The 20,633-nt window shown below is 59.8% G+C and carries 18 protein-coding genes; 7 read left to right on the top strand and 11 right to left on the bottom strand.

Annotated features, from left to right (window positions below):
• The first annotated feature begins 6 nt into the window (after positions 1–6).
• Positions 7–756, top strand: a complete 750-nt coding sequence (locus tag AC1Q6Y_RS04285; protein ID WP_340313106.1) for an enoyl-CoA hydratase-related protein — start codon at positions 7–9, stop codon at positions 754–756.
• Positions 757–945: 189 nt separating this feature from the next.
• On the opposite strand, the gene pyk is transcribed toward AC1Q6Y_RS04285, so the two are convergent.
• Complete coding sequence (gene pyk, locus AC1Q6Y_RS04280) at positions 946–2,397, bottom strand: pyruvate kinase (RefSeq protein WP_007978464.1); 1,452 nt, start codon at positions 2,395–2,397, stop codon at positions 946–948.
• Between the two features lie 208 nt (positions 2,398–2,605).
• Between pyk and AC1Q6Y_RS04275 the strand changes: the two genes are divergently transcribed.
• A complete protein-coding gene (locus tag AC1Q6Y_RS04275) occupies positions 2,606–2,989 on the top strand; it encodes a tetratricopeptide repeat protein (RefSeq protein WP_057713491.1) in 384 nt (127 codons plus the stop codon).
• A gap of 235 nt (positions 2,990–3,224) precedes the next feature.
• The gene (locus tag AC1Q6Y_RS04270) at positions 3,225–3,584 is read left to right on the top strand and encodes a PilZ domain-containing protein (protein WP_057713492.1); all 360 of its coding nucleotides are present in this window, start codon (positions 3,225–3,227) and stop codon (positions 3,582–3,584) included.
• Between the two features lie 37 nt (positions 3,585–3,621).
• Here AC1Q6Y_RS04270 and AC1Q6Y_RS04265 read toward each other — a convergent pair whose 3' ends face one another.
• Positions 3,622–4,950 carry a DUF58 domain-containing protein gene (locus tag AC1Q6Y_RS04265; protein ID WP_492624077.1) on the bottom strand — a complete coding sequence of 443 codons (1,329 nt, stop codon included), beginning with the start codon at positions 4,948–4,950 and terminating at the stop codon, positions 3,622–3,624.
• Entirely contained in the window at positions 4,947–5,948 is a 1,002-nt protein-coding gene (locus tag AC1Q6Y_RS04260) for an AAA family ATPase (RefSeq protein WP_150813322.1), read from the bottom strand. Before AC1Q6Y_RS04260 ends, AC1Q6Y_RS04265 begins: the two co-directional genes overlap by 4 nt.
• An 897-nt stretch (positions 5,949–6,845) precedes the next feature.
• Between AC1Q6Y_RS04260 and AC1Q6Y_RS04255 the strand changes: the two genes are divergently transcribed.
• Positions 6,846–9,356, top strand: coding sequence for a putative bifunctional diguanylate cyclase/phosphodiesterase (locus tag AC1Q6Y_RS04255; RefSeq protein WP_492624076.1), 2,511 nt, complete (start codon positions 6,846–6,848; stop codon positions 9,354–9,356).
• 172 nt (positions 9,357–9,528) lie between these two features.
• On the opposite strand, the gene AC1Q6Y_RS04250 is transcribed toward AC1Q6Y_RS04255, so the two are convergent.
• The 4 genes from AC1Q6Y_RS04250 to AC1Q6Y_RS04235 are packed head-to-tail and all read right to left on the bottom strand — an operon-like array spanning position 9,529 to position 13,919.
• Positions 9,529–10,656 (bottom strand): DUF4350 domain-containing protein, encoded by a 1,128-nt coding sequence (locus AC1Q6Y_RS04250; RefSeq protein ID WP_492624136.1) that lies wholly within the window; start codon positions 10,654–10,656, stop codon positions 9,529–9,531.
• A gap of 32 nt (positions 10,657–10,688) precedes the next feature.
• On the bottom strand, positions 10,689–12,233 hold the full coding sequence (locus AC1Q6Y_RS04245) for a DUF4129 domain-containing protein (protein WP_492624075.1): 1,545 nt from the start codon (positions 12,231–12,233) through the stop codon (positions 10,689–10,691).
• Positions 12,220–13,197 carry a stage II sporulation protein M gene (locus AC1Q6Y_RS04240; RefSeq protein ID WP_057713498.1) on the bottom strand — a complete coding sequence of 326 codons (978 nt, stop codon included), beginning with the start codon at positions 13,195–13,197 and terminating at the stop codon, positions 12,220–12,222. Before AC1Q6Y_RS04240 ends, AC1Q6Y_RS04245 begins: the two co-directional genes overlap by 14 nt.
• Entirely contained in the window at positions 13,194–13,919 is a 726-nt protein-coding gene (locus AC1Q6Y_RS04235) for an RDD family protein (protein WP_492624074.1), read from the bottom strand. Before AC1Q6Y_RS04235 ends, AC1Q6Y_RS04240 begins: the two co-directional genes overlap by 4 nt.
• A 200-nt stretch (positions 13,920–14,119) precedes the next feature.
• Here AC1Q6Y_RS04235 and sbcB point away from each other — a divergent pair, with 200 nt between their 5' ends.
• Positions 14,120–15,550, top strand: a complete 1,431-nt coding sequence (gene sbcB, locus AC1Q6Y_RS04230) for an exodeoxyribonuclease I (RefSeq protein ID WP_489339140.1) — start codon at positions 14,120–14,122, stop codon at positions 15,548–15,550.
• Between the two features lie 98 nt (positions 15,551–15,648).
• Here the strand turns inward: sbcB and mvaT are convergent, their stop codons facing one another.
• Positions 15,649–16,026 carry a histone-like nucleoid-structuring protein MvaT gene (mvaT, locus tag AC1Q6Y_RS04225; protein WP_007933316.1) on the bottom strand — a complete coding sequence of 126 codons (378 nt, stop codon included), beginning with the start codon at positions 16,024–16,026 and terminating at the stop codon, positions 15,649–15,651.
• 336 nt (positions 16,027–16,362) lie between these two features.
• Here mvaT and purU point away from each other — a divergent pair, with 336 nt between their 5' ends.
• A complete protein-coding gene (gene purU, locus AC1Q6Y_RS04220; protein WP_057713501.1) occupies positions 16,363–17,211 on the top strand; it encodes a formyltetrahydrofolate deformylase in 849 nt (282 codons plus the stop codon).
• Positions 17,212–17,297: 86 nt separating this feature from the next.
• Entirely contained in the window at positions 17,298–17,474 is a 177-nt protein-coding gene (locus AC1Q6Y_RS04215; RefSeq protein WP_173677941.1) for a hypothetical protein, read from the top strand.
• Here the strand turns inward: AC1Q6Y_RS04215 and gpgF are convergent.
• From gpgF to gpgS, 3 genes are read right to left on the bottom strand one after another with little or no spacing between them, the layout of a single operon-like run.
• A complete protein-coding gene (gene gpgF / locus AC1Q6Y_RS04210; protein WP_492624073.1) occupies positions 17,461–18,456 on the bottom strand; it encodes a glucosaminyl phosphatidylglycerol flippase in 996 nt (331 codons plus the stop codon). The two genes, AC1Q6Y_RS04215 and gpgF, sit on opposite strands and share 14 nt — an antisense overlap.
• Entirely contained in the window at positions 18,453–19,229 is a 777-nt protein-coding gene (gene gpgD, locus AC1Q6Y_RS04205; protein WP_492624072.1) for an N-acetylglucosaminyl phosphatidylglycerol deacetylase, read from the bottom strand. The genes gpgF and gpgD overlap by 4 nt, the downstream gene beginning before the upstream one ends.
• The gene (gene gpgS / locus AC1Q6Y_RS04200) at positions 19,222–20,334 is read right to left on the bottom strand and encodes an N-acetylglucosaminyl phosphatidylglycerol synthase (RefSeq protein WP_492624071.1); all 1,113 of its coding nucleotides are present in this window, start codon (positions 20,332–20,334) and stop codon (positions 19,222–19,224) included. The genes gpgD and gpgS overlap by 8 nt, the downstream gene beginning before the upstream one ends.
• Positions 20,335–20,633: the final 299 nt, after the last annotated feature.

The following is a 20,633-nucleotide window of genomic DNA, read 5'->3' as shown; positions in this document are numbered from 1 at the left end:
CCTGCCATGACCGATGCCATCCAAGTTGAACGCGAACGCGGCCTGTTGACCCTGCGCCTGAATCGCCCGGACAAGAAAAACGCCCTGACCCGCGCCATGTACAGCCACTTGGCCGAGGCGCTGAAACAGGCCGACAGCGACCCGAATGTCAACGCCGTGTTGATCACCGGCTCTGCCGAATGCTTCACCGCCGGCAACGACATCGCCGATTTCATCCAGCAACCGCCGAACAGTCTCGACAGCCCGGTGTTCCATTTCATGCTCAACTTGCTCGAATGCCGCAAACCGGTGATCGCCGCCGTGGCCGGAGCGGCGGTGGGCATTGGTACGACCATGTTGCTGCATTGCGACCTGGTCTACGTCAGCCGCGACGCCCGGCTGCGCATGCCGTTCGTCAACCTTGGTCTTTGCCCGGAGTTCGGCTCCAGCCTGATCCTGCCGCGTCTGCTCGGGCAGGCCAAGGCGGCGGAGTTGTTGCTGCTCGGTGAAGGTTTCAATGGGGAGCAGGCTGCCGCGTGGGGTATTGCGTCCGAAGCCTTGGGCAGTGGCGAAGAAACCTTGGCCAGGGCGCGGGAGATGGCGTTGCGATTCGAGTCGCTGCCGCCGGAAGCAGTGCGTATCAGCAAGCAATTGATGAAAGCGCCGGACCGGGAGCTGTTGCGCAAGGTGATTGAAGAGGAGGGTGCGTTGTTTACCCAGCGGCTGCGGTCGCCGGAGGCGTTGGCGGCGTTGACGGGGTTCATCAAGCGGCATTGAATCTTTCGCTGACTGGGCCGGCCCCATCGCGAGCAAGCTCGCTCCCACAGTAGATTTGTGTACACCAAACCATTGTGGGAGCGAGCTTGCTCGCGATGAGGCCAGCCTGAACAACACAACTATCGGATCCGAATGCAAAAAGCCCCGCCATTCACATGGCGGGGCTTTTGTTTTTCAGCAGCCGGTCACTCAGACCATCGGATCGCCAACGTGCAGGATCTTCATGCCGTTGGTGCCACCGGTAGTGTGGTAGCTGTCGCCTTTGGTCAGGATGACCCAGTCGCCTTTCTGTACCACGCCGCGCTTGACCAGCTCGTCGATAGCCTTCTGGCTGACTTCGTTCGGCGCCAGCGAAGCCGGGTCGAACGGGATGGTGTACACGCCACGGAACATTGCCGCGCGAGCCTGGGCTTCGCGGTGTGGGGTGAACGCGTAGATCGGCACCGAGGAGCGGATGCGCGACATGATCAGCGGGGTGTAGCCACTTTCGGTCAAGGCGATGATCGCCTTCACGCCCGGGAAGTGGTTGGCGGTGTACATGGTCGCCAGCGCGATGCTTTCGTCGCAGCGCTGGAATTCCTTGCCGATGCGGTGGCTGGAGGTCTTGCTGGTCGGGTGCTTTTCGGCACCGACGCAGATACGCGCCATGGCCTGAACGGCTTCCAGCGGGTACAGGCCAGCGGCGCTTTCGGCCGAGAGCATCACGGCATCGGTGTAGTCGAGCACGGCGTTGGCTACGTCGGACACTTCGGCGCGGGTCGGCATCGGGTTCTGGATCATCGACTCCATCATCTGGGTCGCCACGATCACCGCCTTGTTGTGGCGGCGTGCGTGCAGAATGATTTTCTTCTGGATGCCCACCAGCTCGGCATCGCCGATTTCCACACCCAGGTCACCACGGGCAACCATCACCGCATCGGACGCCTTGATCAGGCCGTCGAGGGTTTCGTCGTCGGCCACGGCTTCGGCGCGTTCGATCTTCGCCACCAGCCAGGCAGTGCCGCCGGCTTCGTCGCGCAGTTGACGGGCGTACTCCATGTCGGCGGCGTCACGCGGGAAGGATACCGCGAGGTAGTCGACTTCCATTTCCGCGGCGAGCTTGATGTCGGCCTTGTCTTTTTCAGTCAGGGCCGGAGCGGTCAGGCCGCCACCGCGACGGTTGATGCCTTTGTGGTCGGACAGCGGGCCGCCGATGGTCACGGTGCAGTTCAGCTCGGTGGCGGTGGCGGTATCGACGCGCATCACCACGCGACCGTCGTCGAGCAGCAGCTCGTCGCCCACACCGCAGTCCTTGACCAGGTCCGGGTAGTCGATGCCGACCACTTGCTGGTTGCCTTCGGTCAGAGGATGGCTGGTGGAGAAGGTGAATTGATCACCGATCTTCAGCTCGATCTTCTTGTTGGCGAATTTGGCGATACGGATTTTCGGGCCTTGCAGGTCACCCAGCAGGGCGACGAAGCGGCCGTGCTTGGCAGCGAGGTCACGCACCAGCTTCGCGCGAGCCTTGTGCTCGTCGGGGGTGCCGTGGGAGAAGTTCAGGCGGGCGACGTCCAGGCCAGCCAGAATCAGCTGTTCGAGAACTTCCGGCGAGTTACTGGCCGGGCCAAGGGTGGCGACGATTTTGGTACGACGGACGGACATGCAAAGACTCCTGAGTTCAAGCGCTGAGTGAGGCTACTATGCTCCGAAGGTGTAGTCATTGTTCGTATGCACTACTTTTCGTGAAGAGCTTGGTTTTTTCGAAGAACCTGGTTATTGCCTTCTTTATAGAACCGCGCAACTTTGCATCCGGCAGCCTGAAGATTTCCGACCATGGGTCGATACAGCGTTCATGACAGGAGATTTTCCCATGCGTTGCGTACTCATTGCCGCCCTTGCCATCAGCGCCCTCAGCGTCACGGGCTGCACCCGTTGGTCGATGAACCATCATTTGAACAATGCCTACAAAGCCTATGACCGGGGCAATTGCGAGCAAGTCATGCTTGAACTGTCCAAGGTCGAGCGCGAAAGCCGGGCGCGACCTTATGTGTGGCCGGAAGCATCGATGATGCGCGGCCTTTGCCTGGAACGGCAGAAGATGTTTGTCGATGCGGCGCAGACGTATCAGTTCATCATCGCGTCGTACCCACAGAGCGAATACGCCTACCGCGCCCGAGCTCGTCTGGAAACCCTGCAAAGCCTGGGTCACTACCCGTTGCGCAGTGCCGCCGCGACAAAATCCACGCAGTTCTGACGGCCGTAACCCTCTGATCGCTGGCTCCCCGGCGGTGGTGAGCTATAGTCCAGGGAACCGGTTTTAGAGCGTTGTCTCTGATGAACCGGGGCAACACCTGTGACCGGTACAAGCAAGACTCTGCGCTACAAGGACTGGCGCACCGGAAGCGGGGAGAGCGGGCAAAGACTTATGCATACCCGTTCCGAAGCAGTAGTGCGGCTCTGCTTAAGAGCCTTGCATAGCGAAATTGCACATGTTCACTGACCGCCGAATCGAGCGGCATCAACTGCCGTACTTCCTGAAAGTGTTCAACGGCATCACCGGCAAACCCATCGGCTACCTGGGCAATGTCTCCGAAGACGGGCTGATGTTGATCAGCCAGCTGCCGATGATGATCGGCGCGGACTTCAGCCTGCGCCTGAAAATTCCCGCCAGCGAAGGTGGTCTGCGAATCATCGACCTGCAGGCCTGTTGCCTGTGGTGCCACGAAGACGCGACCCCCCAACATTTCGACGCCGGGTTCAGCCTGCAACGGGCACCGCCGGAGTATGGGCAACTGGTAGAGGCGTTGAAGCAGTATTTCAGTTTTCTGCCGCTGCCGGCTTCGGCGTGAGATCAATGGGAACTTGGCTGTGAGTGATTGCCCAGGCTCAGAGTCCGGTTCTCTTCCAGCCCAGGTACCGAGTCACCAACTCTGCTCCCAACTCACCAGGCCGCGCATCCATCACCAATACGCCATGAGCGTTCAAGCGCTCATGGAGTTCGGCGCGTGCATTCAGGTAGTCCACGGTCCCGCAATAGGCCAGCGCTTCGGGCAAAGTCTGCACCGGTGACTGACGCAGGGAGTCGAGCACGTCTTCGCGCAGGCTCGCGACCAGCACCTGATGCTGCTGGCTCAGGCGGTGGACGGCCGGCAGCAATTCATCGTCGTCCTCTTCGCGCAGGTTGGTCACCAGCACCACCAGTGCCCGGCGTTTTTGCCGTGCCAGCAGTTGCGTGGCCGCGGCTTGATAGTCGGCGCTGCGTTGGGTGCTGTTCAAGTCATAGACGGTGTTGAGCAGGGTGTTGAGATGGCTGGTGCCTTTTACCGGCGCGAGGTAGCGCGCCTGTTCGCTGGCAAAAGTACTCAGGCCCACGGCGTCGCCCTGACGTAGAGCGACGTAGCTGAGCAACAAACAGGCGTTGAGGGCGTGATCGAAGTGCGACAGCTCATCATCCTGGCTGCGCATGTGCCGGCCGCAGTCGAGCATGAAAATGATTTGCTGATCGCGTTCGTCCTGATATTCCCGGGCAATCGGCGTGCGCTGGCGCGCGGTGGCTTTCCAGTCGATCTGGCGCAGGCTGTCGCCCTCGCGAAATTCGCGCAATTGATGGAATTCCAGGCCCAGGCCCCGCCGTTGTTTCTGGCGGACGCCAAGCTGGCTGAGCCAGTTGTCCACCGCCAGTAATTGCCCTTCATAGAGACGGGCGAAGTCGGGGTAGACGCGGGTGGCGTCGGGCAGGTCGAGCAAGCGTCTTTGCGACCAGAGTCCCAAGGGGCTTGGCAGGTTGATTTCGCAGTGTTCGAAGCTGAAGTGGCCGCGCTTGAGCGGGCGCAGGTGATAACCGGCCAGGCTGTGCTGGCCGGGTTGCAGCTCGACCGTCAGCGGCAGGTTTTCGAAACTCAGGCCCGGTGGCACATGGTCGAAGACTTGTACCTTCAGCGGTTGCGCAAAGTCGTGTTCGACCGTCAGTTGCACCTCGCTCCATCGACCCAGCGCCAGGCTGCCGGGTATCTGGCGTTTCAGCCGGGGCGACGGCAGGCGCTTCACGCACACCGCATCCAGCAGTGCCAGGGCCAGCAGCGCCAGGAGCAACCCCCAGTTGATCGCCATGAGATTCGTCGGAACCGAGACCTCCAATGCCACCAAAGTGCCCGACACAATGGTGCAGGCCAGCAGGATCAACAGCCAGACGAGCACCAGGCGCGAGGGTTTCACAGGCGCGGCGCCGGCACTTGGTCGAGCAACTGCTGGAGCACCTGATCGACATCCAGACCCTCGATATCCAGCTCCGGCGCGATGCGCACACGATGGCGCAGCACGGCCAGGGCGCAGCCTTTGATGTCATCCGGAATCACGAACTCACCGCCGCGCAGCAGCGCCCGGGCCCGGGCACATCGCACCAGCGCGATGGATGCGCGTGGGCCGGCGCCGAGGATCAAGCCAGGCCAGTTGCGGGTGGAGCGGGCCAGGCGCACGGCGTAATCGAGCACCTGGTCGTCCAGTGCCAGGTCGCTGGCGATGCGTTGCAGGGCCAGTACATCCCTGGCCTGCAATAACGTGCGCATCGGTTGGACATCAAGCATGTCGGCCCGGGTCGAGCGGCTGACCTGACGCACCATGTCCAGCTCCTGCTCGGCGTCGGGGTAATCCATGCGGACCTTGAGCATGAAGCGGTCCAGTTCAGCCTCCGGCAGGGGGTAAGTGCCTTCCTGTTCGATCGGGTTCTGCGTGGCAAGCACCATGAACGGTTGCGCAATCGGCAATGGACGGCCTTCGAGGGTGACTTGCCGTTCCTGCATGGCTTCGAGCAGCGCCGCCTGGGTTTTCGCCGGGGCGCGGTTGATTTCGTCGGCCAGTAGCAAGTTGGTGAACAATGGCCCTTTGCGCAGTTTGAATTGTTCAGTCTGCAAGTCATACACGGCATGCCCGGTGACATCGCTGGGCATCAGGTCCGGGGTGAACTGGATGCGTGCGAACTCGCCGCCGAAGCAGCGGGCGAGGGCGCGCACCAACAGGGTCTTGCCCAAACCGGGCACGCCTTCGAGCAGCACGTGGCCGCCGGCGATCAGTGCCGTCAGGACGTCGTCGATCACGCTGTCCTGGCCAATCACCGCTTTTTGCAGTTCTTTGCGTACGGCCTGGGCCAGATGGCCGGCACGCTGACGCTGTTGAGCGGCATGGCTCGGTGCGTCGGGCTCGATCGGTTGACTCACGACTTCCGGAGCCTTGTTAACAGTTACATTTGTTTTATCTTCCATAAGTCAGTCACTTATCTAATCTAACTTTTTTCACGTATTTTCTTACGCGTGGAACGAGTGAGTGACTGCCAATCTGCCTCATTGCAAACCCATGGCAACCCTTCATTTGAGCGTTCGTCAGAGGTGGAGGTTAGTCTATGACGGTCAACTGCCGACATTACCTGCCTTGCTTGGGAGAATTTGGTTCGATGAGTGAATCAAACGCTGCTGTCAGGTCTGCACGATAAGGTGCAGTAAAGCCTTGCCGTGTCGCGGCAGTCATTCGGCCATCCCGGAACCAAGGGTGATGCGAGCGAAAAGCATGGCTGGAGCTGCTTGAAACGTATCTGCCGCACCGGTATCAGGCGGCAACGGCGCATGTCGTAGATAGCAGGGACGGGTTCAGCCAGTGACAATTTCACAGCAGAGCAAGCCTGCAACACTCCTTCTGCCTACACAGAATTTAGCTGTGTTGCATCGACCGGTTGAATCCACAGCCGAAAGCTGCCGACCATCAAGGGCTGCTACCGACCTGGAGCAGTCGGCGAACAGAATAATGGCAAATTAGTGGCTATGCTTGGTCTGCTGTCGAAGCTGATCAGGCAGTCCGGCAGGCTGCGCGGAAATGACCCGCAACGTGCCCTGTGTAACCCGACTATTCTGCATGAAGCATCCAGTTCAGGGGCGCAAATGCGCAACGACACTCGGGAGCTTCGCTCACGAAAACCAGCGTGAATCCAGAACAGAGAAAAAATTTGGCTAATGCTACGTGCGGTGTGTTCTCAGGTTCAGGTGGCGGCACAAAAGGTCAATTGGTTTCCGAATACCGCTTCTATTGGTCAATTTAGAAGGATTATGTTTGGAGATTGTGAAATGGATTTTTTCAGGAATAAAACCGCCGCAAAGCAAGCCATACCCACCAGTTCAAATAAGCCGCGCTCGACCAAATGGCACCGCATGTACTTTTTTCTTGCGGGATTCGACGTGCTGGTTGTTGTGCTGAGCGTGCTATTGAACCACCTGATCGTCGATACCTATCACCGCTCCATCAAGGCAAACCAGTCGTGGGTCCAACAGCTGTCGAGCTATTCAACGCTGGGCAGCCTGGCTTCCACAGTCAATGCGCCGGGCAATAATGTGTTCGATACACATAATGTTGAAGCCGAATCGCGGAACATGAATGAAGCCTTGCGCGCCTTCAACGAGCATTTGGCAATGGCCAAAAAACAGTTGGAAGTACGGATCGCCAATGAGGCTGAACACAGTGCAGATATACAGGCCTTTACCCTTGCATTGAAGGATGAGGTGGGTGCAGTTGATGCCGCGATGGTCGAAATGGTGAACGAGGCCTTGCTGATCTTTTCCTACTTCAGGGAGGGGCAGTCGGATAATGCCGGCAAACGCATGGCAACGATGGACAGGAAGTTTGCCCTGTTGCTCGCCTCACTCAGTACCGTGCGGGATCGCGTTGGCCTGATTCAAAGCAAGCTCCTGGAGGAGGAGCTTGAGTCGGTCGAAGAACTGCGCCGGGTCGAATACGCGATCATGGTGTTCGTGCTACTGATGGTCAGTGCGGCCGTTATCTACGGGGGCAAGATCAGGCGCGAAATGGAGTCGCAAGCAGCCGAAAGGGAAGGTTATCTGGCAGTGCTGCGCGAAAGCGAGAAGCAGGCCCGCCAGCAAGCATCGCTGCTGGACAAGGCCCAGGACGCCATTGTCGTTCACGGGATGGATAACCGCATCCTGTACTGGAACAAAAGTGCCGAGCGTCTCTACGGTCTGTCAAAGGAAGAGGCACTCGGCAAATCGGCACAGGAGTTGATCTACCAGGGTAGCGCCGCTTTCAATGCGGCCACTGACAGCCTGATAGAAACGGGTGACTGGGCGGACGAAGTTACACTTCGACGCCGGGATGGCTGCACCATCACGCTCGAAAGTCATCGAACCCTGGTGCGAGACGATGATGGCCAGCCGCAATCCGTTCTGTCGATCAATACTGACATCACCCACCGTAAGACCGCTGAGCAAGAGGTCCAGCGTTTGGCCTTCTACGATCAGTTGACCGGGCTGGCCAACAGGCGGCTCATGTTGGACCGGTTACAGCATCTGCTGGCGGGCAGCGCCCGTAGCCTGCATACGAACGGGATAATTCTCATTGACCTGGATAACTTCAAGGCACTGAACGACACGCTGGGGCATGACAGAGGCGACATGTTGCTGCAGCAAGTTGCTCTGCGCCTTTGCGGCTGCATACGCGAGAGCGACACCGTGGCTCGCCTGGGCGGAGACGAATTCGTCGTCCTGCTGGATGGCCTTAATGAGAATCCTCCAGACGCAGCTATCCAGGCCAAGGCTATTGGCGAAAAGATTCTCAACTCTCTGAACATTTCCTACCAGTTGGATGGATATGAGCACCACAGCACCCCCAGCCTCGGCATTGCGCTGTTCCAGGGGCAACTGAGCACAGCGGACGATATTCTGAAGCGCGCTGACCTGGCGATGTATCGCGCCAAGGCAGCGGGCCGCAATACCATGCGCTTCTTCGATCCGGAAATGCAGGCGGTTGCCACGGCACGCGCCAGACTGGAAGTAGACTTGCGCCAAGGCTTGCAGGACAACGAATTCCTTCTTCATTACCAGCCGCAGGTGAATAGTGAGGGCCGTATCATTGGCGCAGAGGCACTGATGAGATGGCGGAATCCTGAGCGCGGAGTCGTGTTTCCAGGCGAGTTCATTCCATTGGCAGAGGAAACAGGGTTGATTCTGCCATTAGGCCGTTGGGCGCTGCAGGCAGCCTGCACTCAGCTGGTTGCCTGGGCAAAGCGTTCGGAAACCGCCCGACTGGGTATGGCTGTGAATGTCAGCGCCCGCCAGTTTCACCATCCGGACTTCGTCGAGGAGGTACTGCAAGTACTGAAATACACGGGGGCCGATCCGAAGAAATTGAAACTGGAACTGACCGAAGGCCTGCTGATAGAGGATATGGAAGGTACTGTCGCCAAAATGATCGAGTTGAAAGAGATCGGCATAGGCCTTTCGCTGGATGATTTCGGAACCGGCTACTCGTCACTGTCATACCTGAAGAGCCTTCCGCTGGATCAACTCAAGATCGATCAGTCCTTCATCAGAGATGTGCTGGTTGATCCCAACGACGCCGCCATCGCCTGCGCGATTGTGAGCCTGAGCCAGATATTGGGGCTTTCGGTGATTGCAGAAGGTGTGGAGACAGAAGCTCAGCGCATCTTTTTAGTCAAGCATGGCTGCCAGACCTATCAGGGCTTCCTGTTTTCCCCGCCACTGCCAGCCGAACAATTTGAGGAGTATGTTCACGAAAGATTAATGGCGAGCACTGATTTCCCACGGACCAAGACTAAATCGCCATAACTTCGTAGGTGCCTGGGAACGTCCGCTTTCGACTATGGATTCAACCCAATGCGGACGATGAGAGGTCGACTCAAATGTGGCTCGCACCCGCAACTGCCGGAGGTAGCCTCGAACAGCTCGTAAGGGGCTGTCTTCTAATCCAATGGGAATCCAACACTTGTCAGGTGCCAGATCATAAGGCGTTCCTCAAAGTTTGCAGGTGGGCGACCTGGCGGCTGAATTCAACGCTGGAAAGCCGTTGTTTCGGCCGCGGGCTCATGGCCTGGCTGATGGCGCGTGTGGGTTGGCCGGTCAGGCGCGCGAGCACCAGCCATTGTTCGGCAACACCGAGCTGTTCAAAACCGGGGTGACGACGCCGTACACGCCGCAGGATGTCTTGCTGCAAGGCTTGCAACAGGCCGGCCTGACCGTTGCGGCGCAACAGGAAGTCGGCACTGGCGCGCAGGTGCTCCTGCAATTGCCGGCGTGCTTTCGGAGCCGCTTCCAGCAACGGTCCCTGGCGCACGCCAAAGTGCCAGAAACTCAGGCCGATCAAGGCGAACAACGCGACCAGCGCCTGGGGGAAATAACGCAGCAGTAACGTCAGCAGGCTGTCGTGATCGGTGTTGAAGATCAGCGTCACGCGGGTGTCGGCGGTCAGGTACCAGAGCAGCCAGGCGTTGTCGTACCGGTCGATGGCCGGGGTTTTCCACAGGTCGGCATCGGTGACCACGATGATCGAACCGAGCCCGTGGTTGAGTTGCATCATGTGCGTGGCCCTGGCGCTGTTGGCCCAGGCCAGGGCGAGGTTTTTCGGGTCTTCGAGATGGAACGCGGTATCGAAACCGGCATAGGCCGGGGCGTCTTCGTCTTCCAGGTAGAGCTTGGTCAGTTGCGGGTACGGATCGTCACCGATATCCGGCGGTGGGTCCTTGAGGTCTTTGCTCAAGGACTGGTGCAGTTGCACCCGGTCGAGCAGCAGGTCATTGCTATGGCCGAGTTTTTCATCCCACAGCGCCTCGGCGACGAACAGAAGCCGCCCGCCGGCCCGGGTCCAGTTCATCACCTGGTCGATCTGCCGTGGGGTCATGTTGTAGCGTTCCCCGAGCAACAGCAGGCTGTGTTGATGCGGGTCGAGGCTGGGCAGGATATCGAGGCCATTGGCGTGGCCGACCTTCAGGCCTTGCTTGCGCAGGAACAACTCGGCCGCCAGATAAGGGTTGGCATTGGCTTCGGGGGAGGGGCCGTGATCGATTTCGGTCCGGTAGGGAGTCGCCTTGAGGTACAGATAAACACTCAACGCAGCCAGCAACACGGCCATCAACGCACCGGCTATCGAACCCCGGCGCCGACTCAACGGACAGCCTCCGGACCGAACAGAACACGCCAGCCGTTACACAGTTCCTGTTGCACTTGAGCGGGCGGCAGGCGATGCCCGTAGGCCATGTTTTGCCAGTGCCCGGTAAGGTTTTGGCTGTAGGCCAGCAAGGCCGGCTGCTGCAGTAGCTCGACACGCCGAAGCACCTGACCTTCGGTGTCGGCGGCCTTGAGCACGATATTGAAGTCGTGCAGCAGGCGGCTGAGCAGAGCGCGATAGAGCAAGCCAAGCGCTTCGCGTGGGTGGGCTTGCCAGAGGCTTTCGGCGTGGGCGGCGATGTCGGCGGGCAGGGATTCGGGCTTGAGGTCCAGGCCGAACGCCTGCTGCGGTAACGGTCGCGTGGCTTTGACATTGAGGGGCGGTCGTCGGCTGACGAACGCCTGCAGCCAGTCGCGATAGCGCCAGATCAACAGGCCGACGGCGCCAATGACGATGCCCCACAGTACGATTTCGATCAGTGTCGCCAATGCCCCGAAGCGTTGCCCCTCGAGCAGCTTCAACAGCGCCTTCAACCATTGTGGTGTCTTGCCGTCGTCCAAAGCTTCAGCATTCGGTTGCTCTTCGCCAAAGCGGTAGCGCGTGACCGATTCCCGGTTCTTGAAGGGCGCCTGTTCGAGGATCGCCTTGATGCTGTCCCTGGAGGCCTGACTGGTCAGGGGCTGGCCCAGCAGGCGCGGGCTGTCGGGTGAGAGGGTCGGTTCTGTGGCCCATGCGTTGTGGGTGGTTGGCATCAGCATAATCACGGCCATCAACAGGACAGCGCCTGCACTGACCAGACGTTGGCGCATCCGGCGAAACACCAGTTCGATATCCCAGGCCTCCAGCACGGTGCGCCGGTTCAGGTACAGGCTGAAACCGCAGGCGACATAGATCGGTTCCCAGACCACCAGCACCAGTGCATAAAAGGCATTAGTCAGGTGTTCCAGCCAACGCCAGTCCTGGGTGGCCGCCGAGATCAGCGACTGCCAGCTCCAGTCGAGCGCGACCTGTTGTGGCAGCAGCAGATAGAACAACACCATCAAGCCGACCCACAATGCGCCTTCCAGGTGCGCGCCGATGATCGTCAGCCAGCGTGCGGTGCCGGCGTCTCGCTGCAACAGCACCTGTAGGCGTTGTTGCCGTTGCTGCCCGTCCAGTCCTTCGAGTTGCACCACCGGCATCACGAAACTGCGGGGCAAACTCAGGCGTCGCCAGGTCAGGCTGGCCAGCAATTGCGGCTTGAGCAGACGTGGCCATTGGCGCAGGGCCTGTTTGAGAGTGGGCGTTTCACCGAACATGGCTTTGGACAGGATGTATAGGGGAAGGCGTTCGAACGCCGGCTTCAGCCACCAGAAAATGAACACGGCGAGATCGGGCGAATCCCAGAGCCCCCAACTGAGCAGCGCGAAAACCGGCAAGGTGACCAAGGCCCAACTGGTCATCAACAGACGTCGGTGGCGTTGGCTCAGCAGCACCCCCAGGTCCATGGCTTCCCAGGTCGAGCGCGGGCGAATCACCACCGTGGCGTCACTCAGGCGCATGGCGCTGACGTCCGGCAAACACGAGATAAACCACCACCGACAGCCAGAGCGCCGCGCCGACCAGATATTTGGTCTGGTGCGAAGGGCCGGTCATTGACGACCAATAGGCTTCGATAAACGCAGCGATCAACAGAAACAGCATGACCCCGCAGATCAGCAGCACGCTCTTGCGCGCAGCCAATCGCAAGGCCTCGGCCCGTGGCAGACGCCCCGGGGCGACCAAGGCCCAGCCCAGCTTCAGACCGGCGGCACCGGCCAGGGCGATGGCGCTGAGTTCGAAAGCGCCATGGCCGATCACGAATGACCAAAAGGTTTGCCCGTAGCCGACGTAGGTCAGGTGCCCGGCCACCGCACCGATCATCAGGCCGTTGAAAATCAGGAAAAACACGCTGCCCAGACCGAACAGCAAACCACTGGCGAAGGTCTGAAAGGCAATGCCGATGTTGTGCATGATGTAGTAGCCGAACATCGCCCAGTCCTCGCTGGCGGCTCGTTCCGCCGTGCGCCCGAGGTGACCGGCAACGGGGTCGTACATGCTTTGCATCTCGCTGACCTGCTCGGCGGGGATCAGGTTGTAGACCAGCGCAGGGTACAGGTACACCAGCAGCGCGAAACCGGCCAGGCTGCCAAAAAACATCAGGCTGGCGGCGAGGACAAAACGCCACTGTTCGCGCACCAGTCGCGGAAAGTCGGCCAGGACGAACGCCAGCACATTGGCCCCCAAATGGCTGCGATGACGGTAAAGCTGTTGGTGTCCGCGCAGCACCTGTTGCTGCAAGGAGTCGATCAGAAAACTGCTGTAGCCACGCTCCCGTGCCAGTGCCAGGTGTTGGCAGAGGCGTCGGTAGTCCTTCGGGAAACTGCCGGCGTCGGTAGCCTTGCCGTCCCGTTCCAACTGCTCGAGCAGATGGGCGAAATGGTCCCATTCGGCCTTGTGCCGGCTTTCAAAAAGGCTTTGCTTCATGTCGGCCCCAACAAGCCGCGGGCGATGCCGTTGAGCTCGGTCAATGCCTGCGGGGGTTGGACTTGCAAGGGGTGGGCGAGAATCGAAGCCAGTTCATCGACCCGCGCTTCGGAGAGTTCACCCTGGCGCTCGGCAAACCCGAGGATGGCCCGTTGCTCGGTGAGTGTCAGGACAAAGGCCGGGCGGCGGGGCCGGGCTTCGGGGAGCTGGGGGCGGGTGTGCGGTCGTTCGCGGTAGATCACCAGGGTCCCGGCGGCGATATCGCCGAGGCGCTTGAAGTGGGGATGTTGCAGGCAACTGATGGCCCCGAGGAAGTAACCGAACGGCAGCAGGTCGACAACGCGCAGCAGGTTGCGCAACAGCGACGCCGACCAGCCGACCGGGGTGCCATCGTCGTGCACCACCTGCAGGCCCATCCATTGCTTGCCCGGCGAGCGACCGTGATTCAGCACCTCGAACAGCACCATGTACCACCAGCTCACCACGAACAGCAGGATCGAGCCGAGCCCGGCTCCGAGTTTGCCGAGCATCGCCAGCACAATGAACAGCACGCCCAGGACCAGGCCGCGTAAACCAAGATCAATGGAGAATGCCAGCGCACGGACCATCAACCCGGCCGGGCGCAGTGGCAGGTCGACGCCCTCCGGCGTTTCGACCTGGTACCGCGTATCCAGCGGCGGTGACAGCGGCGCATTCCGTGGCTGTGCTGTGGTCTCGAGCATGGGCAACCTGATGATGTGGCCTTATTCGGGATTGTGTATCCAGTCGATGCTAGCAGCCTATTCGAGGGGCGGGGGCTGGGGGAAACGACATAACTATGTATTGCATGGTGAGTCGCGCAAGGTGCTTGAATGACAAGACTACTGGCCGGGGCGGGCGGTGAACGCCTAGACTTTGCCGATCTTCAGTTCAGGAATCGCCCGTGACCTCCATTTTCTGGTACGACTACGAAACCACTGGCATCAATCCCCGTAGTGACCGTCCGTTGCAAATGGCCGGCCTGCGCACCGACTTCGATCTCAATGAAATCGACGAGCCGGTCAATCTTTACTGCCAGCCCAGTGACGACATCCTGCCGCATCCTGCCGCCTGCGCGATCACGGGAATCACCCCCGGGCAACTGCAAGAGCACGGCTTGAGCGAAGCCGATTTCATGACCCGGGTGCATGCCCAACTCGCGGCGCCCGGTACCTGTGGTGCGGGGTATAACACCTTGCGTTTCGATGACGAGATGACCCGCTACAGCCTGTACCGAAACTTTTTCGACCCCTATGCGCGGGAGTGGCAGGGCGGCAATAGCCGCTGGGACCTGATCGATGTGGTGCGCGCCGCCTATGCCTTGCGCCCAGATGGCCTGGTTTGGCCGACCGATGACGAGGGGCGGGTCACGCTCAAGCTCGAACGCCTGACCGCTGCCAATGGCATCGATCATGGCAATGCCCACGAAGCACTGTCGGACGTTCGCGCGACGATCGCCCTGGCGCGCCTGATACGGGAAAAACAGCCAAAGCTGTACGACTGGTTATTTCAACTGCGCAGCAAGCAAAAAGTCATGGACCAGATACGCCTGCTGCAACCGCTGGTGCATGTTTCCGGACGTTTTTCGGCCGCTCGCAACTATGTGGGGGTGGTGTTGCCGCTGGCCTGGCACCCGCGCAACAAGAACGCCCTGATTGTCTGTGATCTGCACCTGGATCCCCAGGGCCTGCTCGACCTGGATGCCGAAAGCTTGCGCCAGCGCTTGTATACCCGCCGCGACGAACTGGCCGAAGGCGAGTTGCCGGTGCCGTTGAAGCTGATTCACATCAACAAGTGCCCGGTGGTGGCACCGTTGTCAGTACTTCGCCAGGAAGATCAGCAGCGTCTGGGGCTGGATATGGCGCTGTATCAGCAGAGGGTGTCGCAGCTCAATGACGCCCGGAAAGTTTGGCTGGATAAAATCCTGGCGATTTATGCCCGCGAAGACTTTTCCCAGAGCCAGGATCCGGAGCAACAGTTATACGATGGATTTATCGGTGATCGGGATCGACGATTGTGTGAACAAGTCAGGGCCGTTGACCCGATGCAATTGGCACAAGAGCAGTGGCCTTTCGATGACGAACGTTTGCCTGAATTGCTGTTTCGATATCGCGCACGCAACTTTCCCGACACGCTGAATTCCGAAGAGCAAGAGCGCTGGCGAATATTCTGTCAGAAACGTTTGTCAGACCCTGAATGGGGTGCGCCAAATACCCTTGAAAGTTTTGTAGAAGCCGCGGCCCAATTGAGCGTTAGTGCTACTGCGTTTCAGCAGGGGGTGCTCGGTGAGTGGCAGGATTATGTCCAGGGACTGCGCCAGCGTTTGAGTCTTTGAAATCGAACATGCCAGGGCTTAAACGCCGGGCATAAATAACGCCAGCATTTGCTGGCGTTATTTTTTGTCACGGATCCATCTGCGACAAGCTCTGAGGCTTAGCCCAGCAGGGTAGCCCAGCCTTCCACCACGTCACCGCCCCACTTGGCTTTCCACTCTTTCAGAGTCTTGTGGTTGCCACCTTTGGTTTCGATGACTTCACCATTGTGCGGGTTTTTGTATTGTTTAACTTTGCGAGCACGCTTGGTGCCGGTAGTTTTCACTGCACCGCCGCGTGGTGCCTTGGTTTTGGATTCTGGATCCAGCAGCGCGATGATGTCACGCAGGGACTTGGAGTATTCACCCATCAGGGTGCGCAGTTTGCCTTCGAATTCCAGCTCGGTTTGCAGTTTGTCGTCTTGGGACAGGTTCTTCAAACGGGCTTGCAGCTCTTTGATAGCTTCTTCGGTGGCGCGATATTCGTTGATCAAGGACATGTGGACTACCTTATGTTGTGCGCTGGATGGCAGGTGACAGTGCGGCAATAATAGTCACGGTGTTTCATCAAGTAAACATTTAAGGCAAGTTTATTCAATTTAATTGCCGGGGTTCTGGCGCGCATTGGTAGTGCGATTATTAGTGTGGTCCCGGTCTGTCAGATATACATAAATTAACAATTGGCCGGCACCGCAAGAGCATCTGTGCAAGCAGGCACTGCTGGTGTCCGCCCTGCCGCACTGACCTTCCGGCAGGGCGAAACGTCAACAATACTGCAGTTTTGTTGCGCAATCGCTAGAATGGCGGCCTTTGCGAAGTTCTGGAGTTCCCCCCTCATGCGCACTTTTCGTCTGGTGATTTCTTGCCCGGACCGTGTTGGCATCGTTGCCAAAGTCAGTAACTTTCTGGCATCACACAACGGCTGGATCACTGAAGCGAGCCATCACTCGGACAATCTCAGTGGCTGGTTCTTCATGCGTCACGAAATCCGTGCCGACTCCCTGCCATTTGGTATAGAAGCGTTTCGTGAAGCCTTTGCCCCGATCGCCGAAGAGTTCTCGATGGACTGGCGCATCACCGATACCGAGCAAAAGAAGCGCGTGGTCCTGATGGCCAGCCGCGAGTCGCACTGCCTGGCCGACTTGCTGCACCGCTGGCACAGCGATGAACTGGACTGCGAAATTTCCTGTGTGATTTCCAACCATGATGACTTGCGCAGCATGGTGGAGTGGCACGGTATTCCGTACTACCACGTCCCGGTCAATCCGCAGGACAAGCAGCCAGCCTTCACCGAGGTTTCGCGCCTGGTCAAGCAACACGATGCCGAAGTGGTGGTACTTGCCCGCTACATGCAGATCCTGCCGCCTGAGTTGTGCAGCGAATACGCGCACAAGGTCATCAACATTCACCACAGTTTCCTGCCGTCGTTCGTCGGTGCCAAGCCGTACCACCAGGCCTCCCTGCGCGGCGTGAAGCTGATTGGCGCGACTTGCCACTATGTGACCGAAGAGCTGGATGCCGGCCCGATCATCGAGCAGGACGTGGTGCGCGTCAACCACAGCGACAGCATCGAAGACATGGTGCGTTTCGGCCGCGATGTCGAGAAAATGGTGCTGGCCCGTGGCTTGCGTTATCACCTGGAAGACCGCGTGCTGGTGCACGGCAACAAGACCGTCGTCTTCTGACAGACGTACGTCACAGTTGAAATTCGAAGGGCCTGGGCGTTCAATCGCTTCAGGCCCTTCGCCGTTTTTGCACCGAGGACATGACCATGGCCGATCCACTGGACAAAGCCACCTCCAAGGCTCCCGCCACGCTGGGCGAGGGTTGCCTGAGCCGCTACGACCCGGATGACATGGGGCCTGAAACCGGTACGGAGTTTCCCGACGCCGCGCAGTTGTGGGAACAGTTGCAGCAAGAGCCCGAGGACAAACCTAAGCCTGCCTGAGTTTCATCAACTTCTTCAGCAGCGGCCGACCCAGCATCAGCAGAAACACCGGCCCACCGACCAGTAAATAGAAGTAATAGGTTACCGCCCGCCAAATCAGAATCGCCGCGGCTGCCGTGGACTTCCCGACCATGGGCGCCAGCAGCGCGGCGGACGTCAACTCAGCCGCCCCGGCTCCGCCCGGCAGCAGGCTGAATTGCCCGGCGCTCAGTGCCAGCATCTGGATCAGAAAACTCCAGGCCCACTGCAAATCCGCGCCGAGCCCACGCAACGCTAGGTACAGCACGCTGTAGCGCAGGCCCCAATGCACACAGGTCAGGGCGAATACCTTGATCAAGGTCTGCACGGGCAACTTCAACGTGTCGGTAAACGCCGCCAGAAACTGCAGGAGTTTGCGCGCCCAGCGCATTCGAGTGGCCGCTTTGACATTGAGTCGGGCGAGCCAACGACCACTCAGGCGAATCAATAATCGGTGATAGCGCGCCACCATGACGCAACTGATCAGGCCGCCGAACAGCGAAACGGCGCTGACCATCAGCATCCATTCCATACGCTGGCTGAGGTGCTGGAACAGGGCGTAAATCAGAATCCCGCTCAGGGCACAGAGAAAAAACAGCAAGTCGCTCAGTTGATCCATGGCAAACACCGCACTGCCCCTGGCCGGACGCACGCCGTGACGCGCCAGCAAAGCCATGATCGTCAGAGGCCCGCCACTGCCGCCGGGCGTGGCGCAGTAGGCGAATTCGGCGGCCATCACCACGCCGAGGCTCCTGAGCCGGCTGACTTTGTTGCATTGATCCCCCAGCAATAGGCGCAAACGCAGGGTGTTCACCCCCCAGCACAACAGGATCATGCCGAACATGATCAGCAACCACGGCAGCGGAAAGGCGGTCAGCCGAGACCAGATTTCACCGCCGCCCAACAGTAATGGAATCAGCACTGCCGCGAGCAGACCGACGAGCAACAGCAGTGCGCGACTCATGCGGCACGGCCCAGTCGGTCGTTTTGCTTCGCCAGCCAGTGTGCCTTGGTCATTGGCACCCGTCCGTTGTCGAGTAGGCGCTCAAGGGTTTTTAGCCAGTATCGGCGCGAGAACTCATGGCGCATGTCCACCGGGTGCAGGCCCAGGCGAATCACCGGAGCGTGCTGCCAGCGCTGTTCACGCCGGTCGCTGACGAGCTTCGACACACCCCGGCGCCAGGCGCTGCGCGCACTCCAGACCAGCCCCGGCGCCTCGAGCGCGGTGAAATCCGGTAGCCGGTATAAATGTTGCGAGTCGCTGGTGTAACTCAGCGGCAATTGGCGCAATGCCTGGCGAGTGCCTTGGCTCATCAGCCAGGCCGGGGCGACGAACCCTTCCAGCGGCCAGTCATGGCGGTGGAACATCTCGATGCCCGAACGCAGGCGGGCGAGGGCGTCTTCCTGCGACAAACGGTAAAACTCGCCTTCGTGGGTGTAGACCCGACGCATGAACCAGTCGCTGGGATTGATGGTCATCGGCCCGTCGTCGTAATGGAAATAGCCATGCAGTGCCAGTTCGTCGCCCCGGGCGACCCTGGCACTGAGCTGGCGGCAAAACTGCGGATGGGCGTCCAGGTTGTTGTGTTTGTGCAAATCCGGCACCACCAGCCAGGTGATCGGTACGCCACCCAAAGCGTCGACGGCTTTGACGAACGACTGGTAATCGGCCCAGGTGGGCGGCGCCACGTCGTGCAGTACCAGCAGTAAAGCGGGACTGTTCATGGGCTCAACCATTGGCTGTCAGCGGCCATTGGCTGCCGAGCACGGCGTGATAGTGGCGCAGCAAACTGGTGACCACCGTGTCCCAGGCATAATGTCGTTCGACATGTAATCGCGCCTGTTGGCCCAGCGCTACGCTGCCCGAGCCGAACAGTTCTCGAACAGCGGTGGCCATCGCGGCGGGATTGTTCGGCGCACAGAGCAGGCCGCAGTCCTCGGTGACGATTTCTTCGAACGCCCCGGCCGCCACGGCTACCACCGGAATACCGCTGGCCATGGCTTCGAGTATCACCAGGCCGAAGGTTTCCTGATCGCCAGCGTGGAGCAAGGCGTCGGCGCTGGCCATCAGGCGGGCCACCTGCGCCGCCGGGCAGAACTCGTCGATCACCGTCACGTTGGAGGGCACGGCCGTGGGCATCGACGACCCAACCAGCAGCAGGTGATAGCGTCGGCCCAGGCGTTTCATGCAGTCGAGCAGCACCGGCAGGTTTTTTTCCTTGGAACCGCGCCCGGCAAAGATCAAGAGGTGGGTGTTTTCGTCCAGACCCAGTTCGGCCCGCAGTCCGGGGTCTCTGGCATCGGGATTGAAGGTTTGCAGGTCAACGCCGAGCGGCTGCACGAAGACATTCCTGACCCCAAGCCCGGTGAGTTTGTCGGCCATGACCCGGCTGGGCGCCAGGACCCGGTCGAAGTTGCCGTAGAGCTTGCTGACATAGGCCTCGACGTTGTTGGTCACCCAGTTGCCCATGCGGTTGCTGACCAGCAGGGGCAGGTCCGAGTGATAAAAACCGATGATCGGCACATCGAGTTGGCGCCGCGCATCCAGCGCCGCCCAAGCGGTGAGGTAGGGGTCGCCAACTTCGATCAGGTCGGGTTGCAAGTCTTGCAGGACATTGCGCCAGGGCGCCAGACGCAGAGGAAAGCGATAGCCCTTGGCGAAGGGCAGGGCAGGGGCGGGAACTGTGAAGATGCCATCCTGCTCTCCAAAGGACGATCCGGGGATCAGCAAACTGTGGCGAATGCCTGGCTTGATGCCCAGGCGACGGTGCTTGGCATCCAGATAAGTGCGCACGCCTCCGCTGGCAGGGGCGTAGAACATGGTGATGTCCGCGATATGCACGATGAACGATCCTCCGGTCCTGTTACTCCTTTGGTTGACCTATATGAAGGATAGATGTTCGGTTGGGGTTGTGCGGGGGGGGGGGATGTCGGCGGGGGAAGTATCGTTTGGCAGGCCGCTATCGCGAGCAGGCTCGCTCCCACAGGAATCTTTGTCGCACTATAGATCTACTGTGGGAGCGAGCTTGCTCGCGATGAGGCCGGTGAGGTCGCCTTAGATCCTGAAGCTACCTACCAACTGCTTCAACCGCGCCGCCTGCTGCTCAAGGTCCGAGCACGCGCGCAATGTCGATTGCAGGT

The sequence above is a fragment of the Pseudomonas sp. GW823-FHT06E10 genome (genome assembly GCF_058794995.1).
Note: the sequence above shows the minus strand (reverse complement) of the source record. Positions and strands in the feature narration are given on the sequence as shown.